This window comes from Zhongshania sp., from assembly GCF_047636175.1.
Lineage (GTDB): Bacteria > Pseudomonadota > Gammaproteobacteria > Pseudomonadales > Spongiibacteraceae > Spongiibacter.
In genome coordinates this window covers 66,155-81,956 of sequence record NZ_JBLIKC010000013.1, presented here as the reverse complement: position 1 = coordinate 81,956, position 15,802 = coordinate 66,155, and the positions used below count along the sequence as shown (strand labels likewise).

Annotated in this window: 11 protein-coding genes and 2 pseudogenes; 2 read left to right on the top strand and 11 right to left on the bottom strand. The window is 46.4% G+C overall.

The features are described 5' to 3' along the window. Positions 1 to 34: 34 nt before the first annotated feature. The 4 genes and pseudogenes from ACI955_RS09620 to ACI955_RS09605 all read right to left on the bottom strand — a co-directional run. A pseudogene (locus ACI955_RS09620) lies at positions 35 to 160 on the bottom strand (helix-turn-helix domain-containing protein); the annotation flags it as partial. Beyond that, positions 157 to 1,455: a hypothetical protein gene (locus tag ACI955_RS09615; RefSeq protein WP_415243529.1), complete on the bottom strand. Its 1,299-nt coding sequence runs from the start codon at positions 1,453 to 1,455 to the stop codon at positions 157 to 159. The gene ACI955_RS09615 and the pseudogene ACI955_RS09620, both read right to left, overlap by 4 nt. Positions 1,456 to 1,534: 79 nt before the next feature. Then, positions 1,535 to 2,329, bottom strand: coding sequence for a hypothetical protein (locus tag ACI955_RS09610; RefSeq protein WP_415243528.1), 795 nt, complete (start codon positions 2,327 to 2,329; stop codon positions 1,535 to 1,537). A 162-nt stretch (positions 2,330 to 2,491) separates the two neighbouring features. After that, a pseudogene (locus ACI955_RS09605) lies at positions 2,492 to 2,736 on the bottom strand (DDE-type integrase/transposase/recombinase); the annotation flags it as partial. Positions 2,737 to 2,883: 147 nt separating this feature from the next. Here ACI955_RS09605 and ACI955_RS09600 point away from each other — a divergent pair. Beyond that, positions 2,884 to 3,357, top strand: a complete 474-nt coding sequence (locus ACI955_RS09600; RefSeq protein ID WP_415243527.1) for a hypothetical protein — start codon at positions 2,884 to 2,886, stop codon at positions 3,355 to 3,357. Positions 3,358 to 3,717: 360 nt separating this feature from the next. On the opposite strand, the gene ACI955_RS09595 is transcribed toward ACI955_RS09600, so the two are convergent. From ACI955_RS09595 to ACI955_RS09580, 4 genes are all read right to left on the bottom strand, one after another. Beyond that, positions 3,718 to 4,344 carry a hypothetical protein gene (locus ACI955_RS09595; protein ID WP_415243526.1) on the bottom strand — a complete coding sequence of 209 codons (627 nt, stop codon included), beginning with the start codon at positions 4,342 to 4,344 and terminating at the stop codon, positions 3,718 to 3,720. Between the two features lie 460 nt (positions 4,345 to 4,804). Continuing rightward, positions 4,805 to 4,933: a transposase gene (locus ACI955_RS09590; protein ID WP_415243525.1), complete on the bottom strand. Its 129-nt coding sequence runs from the start codon at positions 4,931 to 4,933 to the stop codon at positions 4,805 to 4,807. A gap of 968 nt (positions 4,934 to 5,901) precedes the next feature. Next, the gene (locus ACI955_RS09585; protein ID WP_415243524.1) at positions 5,902 to 8,466 is read right to left on the bottom strand and encodes a TonB-dependent receptor; all 2,565 of its coding nucleotides are present in this window, start codon (positions 8,464 to 8,466) and stop codon (positions 5,902 to 5,904) included. A 356-nt stretch (positions 8,467 to 8,822) separates the two neighbouring features. Beyond that, positions 8,823 to 9,857 (bottom strand): MDR family NADP-dependent oxidoreductase, encoded by a 1,035-nt coding sequence (locus ACI955_RS09580; protein ID WP_415243523.1) that lies wholly within the window; start codon positions 9,855 to 9,857, stop codon positions 8,823 to 8,825. A gap of 394 nt (positions 9,858 to 10,251) precedes the next feature. Here ACI955_RS09580 and ACI955_RS09575 point away from each other — a divergent pair, with 394 nt between their 5' ends. Beyond that, entirely contained in the window at positions 10,252 to 10,791 is a 540-nt protein-coding gene (locus tag ACI955_RS09575; protein ID WP_415243522.1) for a pyridoxamine 5'-phosphate oxidase family protein, read from the top strand. Between the two features lie 815 nt (positions 10,792 to 11,606). Here ACI955_RS09575 and ACI955_RS09570 read toward each other — a convergent pair. The 3 genes from ACI955_RS09570 to ACI955_RS09560 form a co-directional block, all read right to left on the bottom strand. Then, positions 11,607 to 13,052, bottom strand: a complete 1,446-nt coding sequence (locus ACI955_RS09570) for a coniferyl aldehyde dehydrogenase (RefSeq protein WP_415243521.1) — start codon at positions 13,050 to 13,052, stop codon at positions 11,607 to 11,609. Positions 13,053 to 13,500: 448 nt separating this feature from the next. After that, positions 13,501 to 14,565 (bottom strand): class II fructose-bisphosphate aldolase, encoded by a 1,065-nt coding sequence (gene fba / locus ACI955_RS09565; RefSeq protein WP_415243520.1) that lies wholly within the window; start codon positions 14,563 to 14,565, stop codon positions 13,501 to 13,503. 69 nt (positions 14,566 to 14,634) lie between these two features. Next, on the bottom strand, positions 14,635 to 15,798 hold the full coding sequence (locus tag ACI955_RS09560; RefSeq protein ID WP_415243519.1) for a phosphoglycerate kinase: 1,164 nt from the start codon (positions 15,796 to 15,798) through the stop codon (positions 14,635 to 14,637). Between the last annotated feature and the right edge of the window lie 4 nt (positions 15,799 to 15,802).

The window sequence follows — 15,802 nt, the reverse complement described above, 5'->3', positions numbered from 1 at the left end:
AATATAGCGCGCGCAGATGCCAGACAAGATCCTCCTCCAGAAAGACCCACTGTTTGGCAGGTTTGGCGCCGCGAATGCGCCCAGAGCGCGCCTTTTCGCGTAGCGCCGACGGTGACATCTTGAGGAAAGCCGCAGCTTCGTTGAGATCCAGTGTTTTCAAAATACATCGCCCTCACCCCCGTCGATACCAGGTAAAGGTTTGTTAAATTTGGTGGCTTTCAGACGCGCCTTTTCTAAAAGGTATCGATCAAGCGCATTACTATCGGTCAGCGTACGACCGGAATGGTAGCGACGAGCCTGATTGATATATTGGCCTACTGCCTTGCCTACGTCCGAAATCCCCTCCTTCGCCATAAAGGACGATAAGCCCGCTAAACCATGCACAAATAAATAGTGATCATCAGGCGCTCTATCAGTACGCACACGCCACAGCGAGCGCGCTACACCACCCCAATCCGCAGCGATCAAGAATAACCAGAGAGGATGAAGTGGCCAGCGACTGCGCGTCTTGTCATTTGTAGGCTCACAGAGCTGCAACCAACTACCGCAGGCATAGGCCCACATCGAGCCAAGGCCATCCATCAGCTCGCAGATAGACCGGATACTTAACTCGGTAAGAACAGGGCGACGAAATTGAAACTCAAGCCGCCAGACTTGTGATTCAGCGTCCCAGCCTTCAGAGGCCCATAAATCATAGAAGAAATATTTTTTGGATTTTTCCTTAATCTCTCGTGTTTTGTCGTACAAACGGGCAGACAAATCCCCACCAGCACCGAACATCAAGCCAGTAAAAACATCATGCTTCGTATACCGATTCAACGACGCCGCCCGCCTAACCCAATAGTTATCTGGAATTTCACCAAGATCGACTGACGTCACAAAATCTACACAGAGATCAACACGGCTAATCTCTAGCGCGGCGACATCATCGCTGAATTCCAGCAACAAACTTCCCAGCCGCATAAGAACAGCCTTTGGGCCTTCACAGGCCAAAACTTCACTTCGTATCTGGCAATAAACCATCGGCAGGCTGGTAGCGTCCCGACTGGACACCTGAAAGTGAAACCAATTATCTGCAAGCGCGTAAGGAAACCGACCTTTACCCTTATCCATAACCTGAAACCGATGATCACCCAGCTCTAGAAAAGCACCGGCGCGCACATCTGGATCGGCGGATTGAGCCAGTTCTTTTGAAAGGCGTAATAGGTGTTCGGTTTTTTCGGAAATTTGCCCTTTGCACGAAACGTAGAGCGAATCGATACCCGCCCGAAGTATTGTGGTACCACTTAGCAAGTCCGTGCAGTTTGAAGGTACGGTGTTACTAGGCGGCGCACCACGAGATTCAGTGCTTCCAGTGATCGGCGGGTAGGTTGTGGGCATGGCTGCGCCGCCCACAACGCTACCCACCCTCCCACCGGATTGAATTGAATTCGTACTTTTCGATTTTTTAGCCATTTTCCTATCCTCATCAGTTATATGAGGCTCGAATTATTTGGCAATTACGACTTAGTGATGGGAACCCAAAAACGTAATATCAGGTTCCCACCCGCTTATTTCTTTTCTGAATCAACTTATTAAACGCACGGCTGGAATAGTCGCTATCGTTATCGTAAAGCTCCAAATCACTTTTGAGGATATCCTCCAATTCAGAATTGGTGAAACCCTCAATCCCAACACCCTCAACAAGCGCTTCCAGCATATAGCGCATATCATCTAGCTTTTTAGCAGGTCGGGCGGGCTTTGTGCGCGTAATCGCACTAGACAATCGATTCATAAACGATTCGTCACACAAGACTTGCGCCAAACATATCTGCCTAGCAACAGGAGTAGAACTAATCACAGAACGATCAATGGTAACAGCTCGCAATAATGCCTCATGATCTCCCTCTCCGGCTCTTTTCACTAATTCAGACATCGGCAAGCTGAACAGGGAGACCGCTTCAAATTGACCTTGCATTGCTAAAACTAGCGAAGTAAATATTCTCTTTTCTTCTCGATCTAATGTATCGGCCCACTGATCGAAGTCTCTATCATCCACCTCGCCAAGTTCAGACAACATATTGATAAATTCACCCAGCGGATCTGCTGACTCGCGAACCTCTACAAGCCAATCTTTAAACCCCATAAAAATAAGTAAAATGGCCAAATGCTGGCTTAAAGTAAGCTCATACCAATTTCCCCAAGGAATTATAAGATCGTTTAAATTTTCCGCCTTTTTTGCAGAGTCAGAAAGCGATTCAAATTCCAGTCGCGACGAATATATTCCCGCGAGAATTATTTTCCTTTCGTGTGGGGTGAGCTTTCGAGACTTAGTAAAATTATCTTTCATCAATCCTACTACTCTATGAAAATTTCTTTTTGGTGATACTCAAGAAAATTCAGTTGCTCTTGGGAGAGCTCGCCAACATCAACCTAGGGTCAGATCAATACGATGCTCAGTAAGGATAGTAGACTGAGTGTCCCAGCAATTACTGCGACGACTCATACTCTAAATCATCCGATACTGCCATAAACGATGCCGGTACGCTAAACTGCTATATTGGCAGCCTTGGTCTGAGTGAAACATCACCTGCTTTGGCTTGTGTCTGATTCTGTGTGCCATTTCCAACGCTGTCAACGCCAGCTTTGTATCCTGTGATTCAGACATCGACCAGCCAATCACTCAGCGTGAGTGTAGGTCGATGACGACCGCCAAATAAGACAATTGACTATGTAGGTAATTTTGCCACACCACATTATGACGGCGGGAAAAAGGAAAAGTGGTGCCAACAAGGCACTACTTTAGCACCAAAAAGGAGCGCAGCTATTAAGGCCTGGAAGTCTTTCCTTTACGAAAAAGCTGAATACAATCTCGACCATTTAGCCGAGTTTGAGTACAAATTCGTGCAAGAAGCTAAAAACGGTAAGCCTGAAAAACACTATAAATTTGTAGTCGAGTTCGGGTTACATTGTTTTACAAAAGGCCCAAACCTCCATCAAGGTAAGTCATTAGATGACTTCGATAAAAAGCTCCATTATTCTGACACTCGCGAAACTCGTATATTCTGCTTCACTCGTTATGAGCTTTCTAAGGAATTACCGACAATAGCTCAATCTATAAATCAAAATCCCTGCTATAACACAGGAAAGGGAAATTTCTTTACTCTTAAAATGGTAGATATTTCCGGAAGAGAAGAAGAATACGAGGTTTACTTTAAAGTCAGCAGAGAGAGGAAGGGGCTACTCAGATTGTATGTCGAAAGTGCATACACAAGGGATGCAAATTATGACTCGAGTCAACCTGCGAAGCGTAAAATCAACTTTTTTGTTATTGCTCACAACATCCAAGCAAACAAGCCAATCAAAATCCAAAAATAAAAAAACCCCGCCGTGAGACGAGGTTTTTCCTTAACTAGGCTCGCTTTATAACCGCTCTTGGGCGGGTAACCAGTATCTGGTCGGAGGAGCGCATAGCAGAGCTATCCCGTTCATACGCTCAATATGTGATTATGATACGGGTTCTGGAACAACAACAACAAAGAACTTATTGGAATAAGGATATTGTTTCTTATTCTATAAAGAAATCTTGGCGCACTAGTAAATAACGAGACGCATAGTACTACTGATAACCTACTCGTATCAACAAAGCAACCACAAAAGGAGGAAACCTAACGTCAGTACAGGGCCAATATGGTGCCTAAATGACGCCTAATTGATACTAAACATATGCCCATTAAGCTAAGAGGCTGTTAGCCCAAGCAATGTATACACATTATGCTTCCCCTTATAGTTTTCGGAGCTCACATTACTGTCATCTACGGTAAGCCTTATCAGGGTATGATTCAGCAGCACATCTAAGGCTGGACGCACATGCTTCGTCTGTATCCCTGTCAAGTCTCGGATTTTCTGATGAGAAAAAGATAACGAGACACTGGCATTCGGTCTATAAGACGCCAACAAGATATATATTTTCAATGCTGCAAGTACGACAGCCCCTCTATTTGAAATGTCTGGAAGGCGCTTACGCAATCGCTCATATGGAAGTTTAGCCCATTTGACGTCGGACGCTGATTCTTTTAGCAAGTACTCATTCACATAGCTAGAACGACCAACCGATATAATCCCCTTGCTCTCCAGGTCAGTTATCCCAGCCAATACCATCGGTCTCGATAAGCCGGTTATTTTTTCTAGATCAGAAACACTATTCCGCGCCGTCCTTAAATGAAAATCTGCCAATAACGAGAGCGCCATAAGAACCTTAAGCGAAGCAAGCGAGGTTCCCGCTTGATGCCCACCAGTAAATGCCTTTAAACCCAACTCATTATCCCTAACCCACCACGTACGTAGTGCACTCCACTTCGCCATTAATCCTTACCTTTGTTGGTTAAAGCCTTACAACATTGCCGGACACACTCACCCACAACTAATAGAGCAACGACACATACGATAGCTATAACTGCCACAGGATCTGCATTAGTTAAAACTCCTACCAAAGCGACTATTACCTTTTCCATAGAACCTCCTTCATCTGTTCTGATGGTGTGATCCTACGCCTCTAGTATTCTTATATCTAGATAGACCTATATATTTAAAAGAACTATAAACTAACATAAGATATTGTTTTTAAACAAAAAATATATAACTTTTTATGGTAATTAGCTTGTTTATCATGGTAAATGAGAATGATATTATCTGGATTAAATAGTCAATTAGAAAGAAAAAAACTAACAACATGGTCAATGGCTGGAGTACTTTAAGCTTACTAGGACTATATTAGACAATCACTGCTAGTGATAGTAGATTTCTACTGTTCCTTACAACACTTTTACAGGCCGGAGGATTTACCAACCCACAGTGCCCGGGAGGCTTCGGATACGGAATAACCTTTGTCGGTTACTAGCGATACAGCTTCCTGCTTGAATTCTCGCGTAAAGGACGGGCGCTTCTTGCTCATAGACACCTCGTTACTGGCGTTAGTCTAACGCCTTATTGAGTGCCTGGAATCATTGAACCACTAGAATTTCAGCTTCTAAATCGGCCTTTCTAACAAATCCCATCATATTGGCTGCCAATCCTTTTCCAGATTCATATTTTCGATTAAACAATGTAACGTTCGCAGCAAGCACCACCTAAAGATCAAGCACAAACACCCACGACTTGATCAAGCGCGCACACAGCCTTATACCGAAAATGGTGCTTACCGACAGATTGATCTATGCAGTCTTTAACGAAGAATTTAGCCTTCATAAAAGCAAACGGAGCGATAACAATAATTAGGAACAGCCAGTCCATGCCAACACCACATCCATAAAATATTGAATTCGCGATTGCGAGGCATGGAATATAGCAGCTCGTCCCAATTAACTGCTAGTTATTGAGATTTACTGCCATAAGCAAAGAAGGGATAGCACCGTAAGCAACTGATTTATATGTAAATATAAAACCAACCCTTACCGATTGAAAATCCTCGTGTCGGCGGTTCGATTCCGTCTCTGGGCACCACTCCAAACTTATTGATTCAAAATAAATTATCAGAAATTGATGATCAGCTTCCTGCACCAAAATTTATGTTTTCGGACACCACTTGGACGCCGTCACATTTTTGCCAATTTCTAGCTGCACGCCCGACTGCGCCAATTAGCCTGAACTCACGCGAACGCAGCTCAGTGGCAGCACATGAAGTCCTTTAACTAGGTAATCCGGATAAAAAAATCGAGCGATAATTAGAGCTTCCTAATATTAGCTTTATAGCCATAGCGTTAACGGAGAGACGCTTTCTTGATAGTTCTTGGGCTTACTTTAGCTGCGATTAACACTGAATGAACCGCTGCGAAGTGGAATAAAAAAGGGTCTAAAACCAAATGCTGTTTTAGACCCCTTCACGGTATTTTGATATTGCACTGCGGTAGCAGTTAGCGAATTTTAAAAGTTATAGCTGATATCTAGACCATACGTTCTAGGACTGCCGTAGGCTTGGTTGTATGTGCCCAGCGAATCGGCCACGGCAACCGTGCCGTGAATGAAGCGTTCATCGGTGATGTTTTTGACGTAGGCAGTCAGTCGAGTGCCACCCTCTCTGCTAGTCCAGCTAAGTCGGAAATCGGCGAGCACATATTCCTCGGCTCCGGCCAGAGTACTGTCCTTGCCGTATTCCACGGCTGACGAGGCATCCAAACCAAAGAACACGGGGCCTTTGTAGCTGACATCCAAACGTGGCGTGATGGTGCCGAAATCACCCTCAAGGCTATACATAATTCCCAAAGAAGCGCTTTCACCGGGTGTGGCAGGGAAGGGTTCGGCGGAACGATCAACTTCGACCTGGCTTTGGCGTAAAGACAGCTCTTTAAGGTCGGTATCAGTGAATTCTTCATAGTAATAATTATTGTTGCTGTAATTCAGCGTGATCATGGTGCTGGGCAACGGCAGCCAGCTGAGTTCCATCTCTGCGCCTTCAATAACGGCTTGACCGGCGTTGGTAAACACCACAATAAGGTTGCCCGAGGTATCGGAAGAAACGGTGATCAGCTGGATGTTTTTATAGTCAGTTCGATACGCCGCCACATTGAAACGCATTGAGCGGTCAAATAAGTCGGTTTTGATACCGAATTCCAAATTTTCAACTTCTTCTGGTTCTATTCTGGCGAGACCATCGATGCCTCGGGGCTCAGAGAACCCAGACTTAAAGCCATTGCTCCATGTAAGGTAGGTGGTGGCCACATCGATAAAGGTATCGGCTAAAACGTCATCAGCGAAACTATAGCTTAGCGATACCATCGGGGTGATCTGACGAAACACCTCATCTGCCTTGGCATAAGTGGGATTGGCCTCGTCGTATACGAAGTCGGGAATACCGTCGCCATCAGCGTCCGGATACAGGTTGCTGGCTATTCGCACGGGATCTTCCGCCCACAGACCATTAAACGAATAAAACCCAGGCTGACCTTGCAGTGCTGTGAATCGGCCCGTTCCGACCAGTCGATTTTCAATGTCAGTCATGTCAGTACCCACCGTTTTTAGTTCGGAGGTTCGCAGTTCTTCTGTCCAGCGCACACCAAATGTGGCCTGAAAGGCCTCAGTAACGTCATAAGAAGCTTGGAAAAATGCTGCCAAAGACTGGTTTTTTAAAGCGAATTCACTTTTAAGCAGTGGATCGCCAGTGATAGCCGCAACCACGGGTACCGTTCCCAGCGGTGAAGCCGGTCTGGTGGGGTCTTGGCCTGCGGCAAGCTGGACTGCAGAAGTGGCATCCAAGCCGACAAAGTTGGTTAGCAGCCCAAAGATTTCATCGTTATCTTCCGCTGCGAAGAATAAGCCCGTGGTGTAATTCAGGCGGCTTTCAAATGCGGTGCCGTTAAGCTGTAACTCTAGGCTCAAGGAATTGCGATCACTGTCGCCAACATTAAAGGCTTCGTTGTAGTCTTCTGCGCCACCGTCATTGTCGGCGCTCATGATCGGACCTTCAGTGGCGGTGCGGAGCCCCAGCACCGCTTTAATACTGACGTCTTGATTCACAACCCAAGTGCCGGTGGCGCCAAACAGTATTGAGTCGAACTTTTTGTTAAGCCGGGGATGTTCGCCCTTATTAGCGGTGAGGTCGCCCTGGCGCTCGCGGCTATTGGCTTCACAGTTTTCACGGTAAGCCGTGCCTTGAGAGGCGTCGGTGTCTCCGGCCCAGAGTAATGCCAGTCCATCTACAAACAGCGCGTCGTCGTTAACGATGTTGCAGTTGGTATTTGTCATCACTTCGTCACTACTACCGAAGAACAGTAAGTTTTCCAAGGTGAAATCGTCTGAGGCGTCCCAGCGAGTTTGCAGTAATATGGATTTGCCATCACTTGAATTTGAGCTACTACCCGCTCCAGAGTCTTCCATATATCCATCATTTTTAGCGACATTGGCTGAAATTCTGGTGAAGAATGACTCACTGATTGGCAAATTAATGGCGCCTCGAATTCTGCGCGCGTTATAGTTGCCTATGCCGGCTTCGATATAACCTTCAAATTGATCGCTGGGCTTCTCGAGCGTGAGCACCAATGCCCCGCCGGTGGTGTTTTTGCCGAATAGCGTACCTTGTGGACCCCGCAGTACCTGTAGGCTCGCCACATCCAGTGTATCCAGCAGCTGGCCGTCAGCTCTGGGTAGAAATAAGCCATCCATATAGACGCCAACCGTGGGGTCTACTCTCACAAAACCGGTGCGCTCACCGATGCCGCGAATATATATTTGATTAGATTGGCCCTTGTTGATTTGCAGACTTGGGACACTCTTGGACAGTTCGTTAACGTTTTCAATGCCCGCGTCTTTAAGATCTTTACCGCTAAGGGCAGTTATTGCCAGTGGTGTTTCTTGAATATTTTCTTCACGCCTGCGGGCGGTGACTACGACTTCTTCCAGTACCCCGCTTCGTCTAACCTCGCTACTTTCTTGAGAAATAGTGGGCGTAGCCGCGACGGCCAATAGCGATAAGGCTAGTAAGCGTAATTTCATGATTATCTCTTTTCGAGTTTATTATTATCATTCTTATGATGCATTTATACGGAACGCCTATTCGATTGTCCAGCGCAAACAGCTATTACCATTACTATATAAATGATGGTGTCGAAGGGAGAATACCGCGTTAACTAAACTAGTGTTTAAATAACTAAATTCGATGCAAGAATATTTAGATGAATGACTTTAGCTTTAAAATTATTAGCGCACACCGCAAAAGCGATCATTTATGGCTGTTTAGGATCGACCGTAAACAGCCATAAAGAAGGATGAACATAGCAGACTAATTTTTGTTTGAATTGATAATTACTTATCCTGACAATAAAAATTAGCGCTAAAGTATCCAATAATAATTACGAGTTTATATACACCGCGAGCTTGCCGATATTTCCGCCTGAAATTAATTTAGCCAGCCCATCTGGGGCATTTTCAAGGCCATAAAGAATATGATTTTTATTGATTAACTTGCCCTCCAGCAGCCATTTTTCCATGACCGCTAAGACCTCATTTATTTCATGCAAATGATCGAGTATTAAGAAGCCTTCCATTCGCAAGCGCTTAGAAGTGATTAGGGGCAATTTCTTAATGCCGTACTGCTCAGACTTCCCATATTGCGAAACACTTCCCGACGCGACGATTCGGCCATTGATACACATATTAGGCAATACGGCATCGAGGGTCTCGCCACCCACATTATCAAAGAAGACTTGAACACCCTCAGGCATTAGCTGAAAAATAGCACCCTGTAAATTTTCTGTCGCCTTGTAATCTATAGTGCCATCCAGCTTAATGATCTCTTTTAAAAAGCGGCATTTATCGGCACCACCCGCTAAACCGTAGACTTTTGCACCGGCCGCTTTAGCAATTTGCGCCGCCATGATTCCAGTCGCCCCCGCAGCGCCACTAATCAACACTCGCTCACCTGCTTTGAGCCTTCCAATCTCCATCATTCCGATATAGGCCGACCAGCCGGTAATTCCTAAAGTGCCAATGTAAGCATCGAGTGGCAAATTGGGATGAGGTTTAAATTTAACAGTTAATTTATTATTCAATAAGGCATCACCATCAATTACCATATAGTCTGCCCAGCCTTGCAGACTAAGAATGTACTCACCCTCGGCAAAACTAGGATGGCTTGAATATTCAATTCGGGCAATAATATTGCCGCGCATAATATCGCCAATTTGCAGCTGCGGAAGATAGTCTTCTTTTTCGCTTAGCCACAACAGATTAGAGGCATCGATTGATAGTAGGCAGCTTTTAATCAATACTTGACCAGACTCTATGGCTGGCATGGGACGCGACACCCAACGCAACTCCGAGCCATCCAGCTTATCTTTTATATAATGATCAATGACCCAGGAATTAATCTGCGCAGGCATATTCATAAAACGACCTCTTAATAATTAGTACTGTCTAATCTATTCTTATCATTCTAAAATTTCGCTAAATTATATAGAAATAATCATGCCGACGAACTAGAACTTATGCGCCAATATTTATATATGATTTAAGTAATAATTCAGCTATTTCAAAATTCGACCGTCGTCTTTATTGCAAGCGCGACAGGACCAGATACCACGCGCCCTATTTAATATTACAAATTTCTATAATTTGGCGTCTTTAAAAAAGTAGCCAAGCAATTAACCAAGCAGTATAAACGTGTATCTCCGCGCAGCGTTACCAAGGCCGGTTTCCTACACAGACCTCATCCAACCATACACGCAGCAAATTAAAGGCTATGCTTAGCCTTTAATTGATTTAGCAATATGAGCTGCTGATATGGATCTGAGCACACTGGCCGATAGTATATGGCGGGAACTTGAACAGGCTAATACTGGTCGAAAACACCCTTGGCGAACGCCCGTACTGGCCAGCATTGATATTGCTGGCTTACCTCAAGCTCGCACAGTGGTGTTACGAAAGGTTTGCCGCAACACCCAAACACTGCAATTTTTTACCGACTCTCGCAGCCCTAAAGTCGGCCAGCTAAGGGCCTCAGACCAAATTCAACTGGTATTTTGGAGCTCGGTACTACATTGGCAGCTTAGAATAAGCGCGCAGGCGAGAATAGAAACCAGCGGTGCAGAGGTAGATAAGGCATGGCAAAGGATTAAACAAAGCCCCGCACGCCAGGATTATCTTTCGCCTTTTGCCCCGGGTGACGCACTACCCGACGCGGCAACTATGGCATTAGAAGAGAACCCTAATTTGGCTATTATCACTGCCACGGTGACACATATGGATTGGTTATCACTCAGCCCCAAAGGACACCAGCGGGCAGAAATCTCAGCTACGACTATTCGCTGGCTAACACCCTAACCAGGCTAATATTTTATTTAGCCTGTTGTTGCCGCGCCTGACACAAGTTAAAAAGGTAGCGCTATTAAGGACGACGCCACCAAATTTGAGTATATAGCTCTGCTTATACAACGGCTGCCAGTGTTACCCCAGCCGGTTAACCATCTCGGTAGAGAAATAGTATTTACCCGACGGCGACCCTGGAGATTATATTTTGTGTTTGCGCCCACAAAAAAGTGGGTCAGGTGGGTCGTCAATATTTTCCCAGCGCAATAATAGCGAGCATATATGCCGGTGGCACTGGCTGCAGAGACCGCCTCAGCAGCAGACATTGACGCTGCCACTAAGCGGCCGGTGACGCGTTCACTTAGCCTTTAAACATTTGGCTGCTAGTGAAATACCGCGACGAGCGTTGACACGATCGTTGGATTAAGCGCACAGGTCACTCCCGCAGCCCAATGTAGAATCCGTGAACGCGCCAAGATCTCGCGCAGCGCTAAACTCACTCGAGTAACTCCCGAGACGGAATGCTGCGCCCAGTCACCAGTTCTTGCTTGGCATTTCGAATAAAGTACTGACGGTCGACAGTGGCAACAACCACGTCGTATCAATGGTTTTGAGGAGAGCCTACTTGCACAGATCTGTATCTTAGCCGCTAAAAATAACGGTAGAGGAAAGGCATAACAGAATGGTTAAGTGCTAGCTATGTGCGAGATCAAGCCGTCGATACCTTCAATACCATGGGAGCCAGCCGCGTAACGACAAGACTCCCAAGCTATCAGCGATTCAAATAATGCTTGAACGCCAAATTACTATATATGCCAACCACAATATAATCAGCTCTTAAACTTCACTAAAAAGTCGAAGAATTGGGTAGCAAATTTACCGTACGGTGGGCGCAAGAAACGCATTGGCGAAAAGGAGGCTTGATAGAATATTGGCCTTAATTTCGAGAAGGTAACGAAACCTTCATAACCGTGGTAATGCCCCATACCACTAGGACCAACACCACCAAAGGGAATGTCGTGCTGGGCAACGTGGAAAAGCGCATCATTGACGGTTACACCACCAGACATGATGTTCTCAATATATCGGTCTTGCAGTGCGCGCTTATTGGTAAAGGGGTAAATAGCCAGAGGGCGATCATTGGCGTTTACATAGTTAATAACGTCGCTTGGCTGATCGTAGGCCATAACTAAGAGCAGCGGGCCAAAGGTTTCGCGGCTGCGAATATTCATGTCGGCGCTACTATCTAAAACCAAATGCAGAGGCATCTTGCGTGTTGCTGGATCGCTAGTTTGCTCACCGTGCAAATTAATGACCCGTGCACCTTTGCTGCGCGCATCTTCCAGCGTGCTTTCAAGGCGCTGCAATGAGCGATTATCGATAATAGAGGTGTAGTCAGGGCTGTTTATATCTGGGCAATGCTTATTTACCCAGCTCTGCGCGGCGCTGACAAACTCTTCAATTTTGCTTTGGTGAACAAAGACATAATCGACGTTGGTACAGATCTGTCCGGCATTAAACTGCTTGATGAATAAAATGCGGTCTACGGCTTTTTCCAAAGGATAATCGGGATCGACAATGGCCGGCGCTTTGCCACCTAATTCCAATACCACCGGCGTTAAATTTTTGGCCGCCGCCGCCATGACTGCTCGACCTGTTTGCCCAGAACCAGTAAACACTAGCAAATCAAAAGGCAGTGTTGAAAACTCGATTCCAACCTGTCCAGTTTCTTCAAAGAATATCAGTTTCTCGGGCGGGAAATAGTTAGGCACCACCGAGATCAATAGCCGTGTAAGCGCAATTGAGTTTTCTGACATTTTCACCATTGCACGGTTACCCGCTGCAAAAGCTGCAGTAATTTGAGTCATGCTCAGGTTAATCGGAAAGTTCCAGGGGATGATTAAACCTGCAACGCCAAGCGGTTGCGGAATAACTCGGTTTTTGCCACCGGGGAACATCATCTGGTCAACATGACGACGCTGCACTTTCATCCAGCCTTTCATCTGCTTAATGATGCCGTTTATGCCGTCAGTAACGGTGATAATTTCAGCAAATAAGCTCTCATGGCGAGAACGGTTGCCGTAATCCTCAGATATGGCCGCAATAATTGCATCGCGGTTTTCATTAATCATGCGCTTTAGGGTAAGTAAGTCCTGCTTGCGCTGCGCGTAATCTGGCACCGGCGCCGCAAGGTAAGCCGCTCGCTGGGCATCGAAGGCGGCCCGCAGAATAGATGCCTGCTCAATATTGTCCGATATCTCTACACTACTGTTCATGTCACTACACTCCCATTCAGATTACTAGCAATTGAGCATAACCCTCAGATACAGCAGGTATTTAAATGCTCATGTGTTTGATCATACTCCCGAAGCTCTAAGGGCGTAACGATACCCCCACACTCCCCCGTCGCAGTTTTAGACGACGACTAGCTCAGCCAAAACAGACACCGACCAAGCACTATATTTTTCTTAAACTTAGCTACTGAATAATACAGAAGTGGGGAGAAATCGCGAATTAAACAGCGTGATATAAACCGGAATCCTGATAAGCACGGCGTCCACAGTCGCCCCACGACAATATTGGCGTGGCTATCCACTTCTAGGCGATCAATTCTATAGGGTGGCAATCGCCACGGAGGAAGCCCTTGGTATTTAAAGACAGGAAATACTATGCGGAGTGCTGCAGTTCATGCGGCTGCCTGAAAACTCAGGCAGCCAGAGGGGATTACCTTACTTTAGGGTTCAAACGGCCTGAGTCGTATTCCATATACATGGCTTCCAAACTCATTGGTTTGATTTTAGAGGCGTTACCCGCAGTACCAAACGCTTCATAGCGGGCAATACAAATCGCCTTCATTTCTTTAATGGTTTCTTGCAGATATTTACGTGGATCAAATTCACTAGGATTCTGAGCCATGAAACGACGAATCGCACCCGTGGATACCAAACGCAAATCGGTATCGATATTCACCTTCCGTACGCCGTATTTAATACCTTCGGCAATTTGCTCAACCGGCACGCCATAGGTTTCAGGGATTTGGCCGCCGTATTCATTAATAATTGCCAACCAGTCTTGGGGCACACTTGAACTGCCGTGCATAACCAAATGCGTATCGGGAATACGTGCATGGATCGCTTTAATGCGGTCGATTGCAAGAATATCGTCAGTCGGAGGACGGGTAAATTTGTAGGCGCCGTGGCTAGTGCCACAGGCAATCGCCAAGGCATCAACGCCAGTTTTAGCAACAAAGTCAGCCGCTTCTTCTGGGTCTGTAAGCATTTGCTCCGCAGACAATATGCCTTCAGCGCCAACGCCGTCTTCTTCACCGGCCTGGCCGGTTTCCAGTGAACCTAGGCAGCCCAACTCGCCTTCAACCGATACGCCACAGGCATGCGCCATTTCAACGACTTTACGGGTAACGGCAACGTTGTAGTCATAGTCCGCCGGCGTTTTACCGTCTTCTAACAATGAGCCATCCATCATTACCGAGCTAAAACCCAGTTGCATAGAGCGCTGGCAAATAGCTGGGCTGGTGCCGTGATCTTGGTGCATAACCACTGGAATTTCTGGAAATTCTTCAATCGCCGCTAGAATCATATGACGCAGGAAAGGTGCGCCTGCATATTTACGCGCGCCAGCAGATGCCTGCATGATAACGGGGCTATTGGTTTCGCGAGCAGCCTCCATAATGGCCCGGGTTTGTTCCAAGTTGTTAACATTAAACGCGGGGACGCCATAACTGTATTCGGCGGCGTGATCCAGCATTTGACGCAGACTAATAAGTGCCATTGTGAGTTCCTTTTAAGTTTTACTAAATTCGTTTAGATCCGAGCCGGCTACTGCATAAAACCTAATGAATTAGGTTTTAGCGCGCTCTTCCAAGATCGCTACAGCAGGCAATACCTTGCCTTCTACATATTCTAAAAATGCGCCACCACCAGTCGAGATATACGACACTTGATCGGCAATACCAAACTTGTCCACTGCGGCTAGGGTATCACCACCACCGGCAATGGAAAATGCACTGGATTCAGCAATAGCTCTAGCAATATCTTCAGTGCCATCAGCAAACTGATCAAATTCAAACACCCCAACTGGGCCGTTCCATATAATAGTACCCGCTTGCTTCAAAATTTCGGCAACGCAGGCTGCAGACACCGGACCGATATCAAAAATCATATCGTCATCACCCACATTTTCAACCGGACGCAAGGTCGCCGGCTCGTTGGCGTCGAATTTTTTACCGGTAATAACGTCGGTGGGAATAGGAATATGACACTTTTCCATTAAAGCTTTGGCTTTAGGAATAAGGCTTTCTTCATAAAGCGATTTACCCACGTTATGGCCCGCCGCCGCTAAAAACGTATTGGCGATACCACCGCCAACAATCAACTGATCTACCTTGTCTGACAAGGTTTCAAGCACAGTTAATTTGGTCGACACCTTCGAGCCACCGACGATGGCGACAAAGGGGCGCGCTGGATTTGCCAGTGCGCGCTGCAAATTGTCCAGTTCACTAGCCAAAAGCGGTCCAGCACAGGCGATCGGTGCAAATTTAGCAACGCCATGGGTAGACGCCTGCGCGCGATGCGCGGTGCCAAAGGCGTCCATCACAAACACATCACAAAGAGCGGCATAGGCTCTTGCCAGATCGTCAGCGTCTTTTTTCTCGCCGATGTTAAAGCGCACATTTTCAAGCAGGGCAAGCTGGCCATTTTCTAAGGAAACGCCGCTTTGCCAATCGTCCAGCAACGCCACTGGGATACCTAGCGCCTCATTTAAATAGTCCGCTACTGGCTTAAGCGAGTATTGCGCATCAAACTCGCCCTCGGTAGGACGGCCAAGATGAGACATCACAATCACTTTGGCACCCGCTTGCAGTGCCAACTTCAAGGTTGGTAACGCCGCGCGCAGACGCGCATCTGAAGTCACTTTGCCATCGGCAATGGGTACATTCAAATCTTCGCGAATAAGCACACGCTTGCCGGCCAAATCCAAATCCCGCATTTCAATTACTGCCATGTTC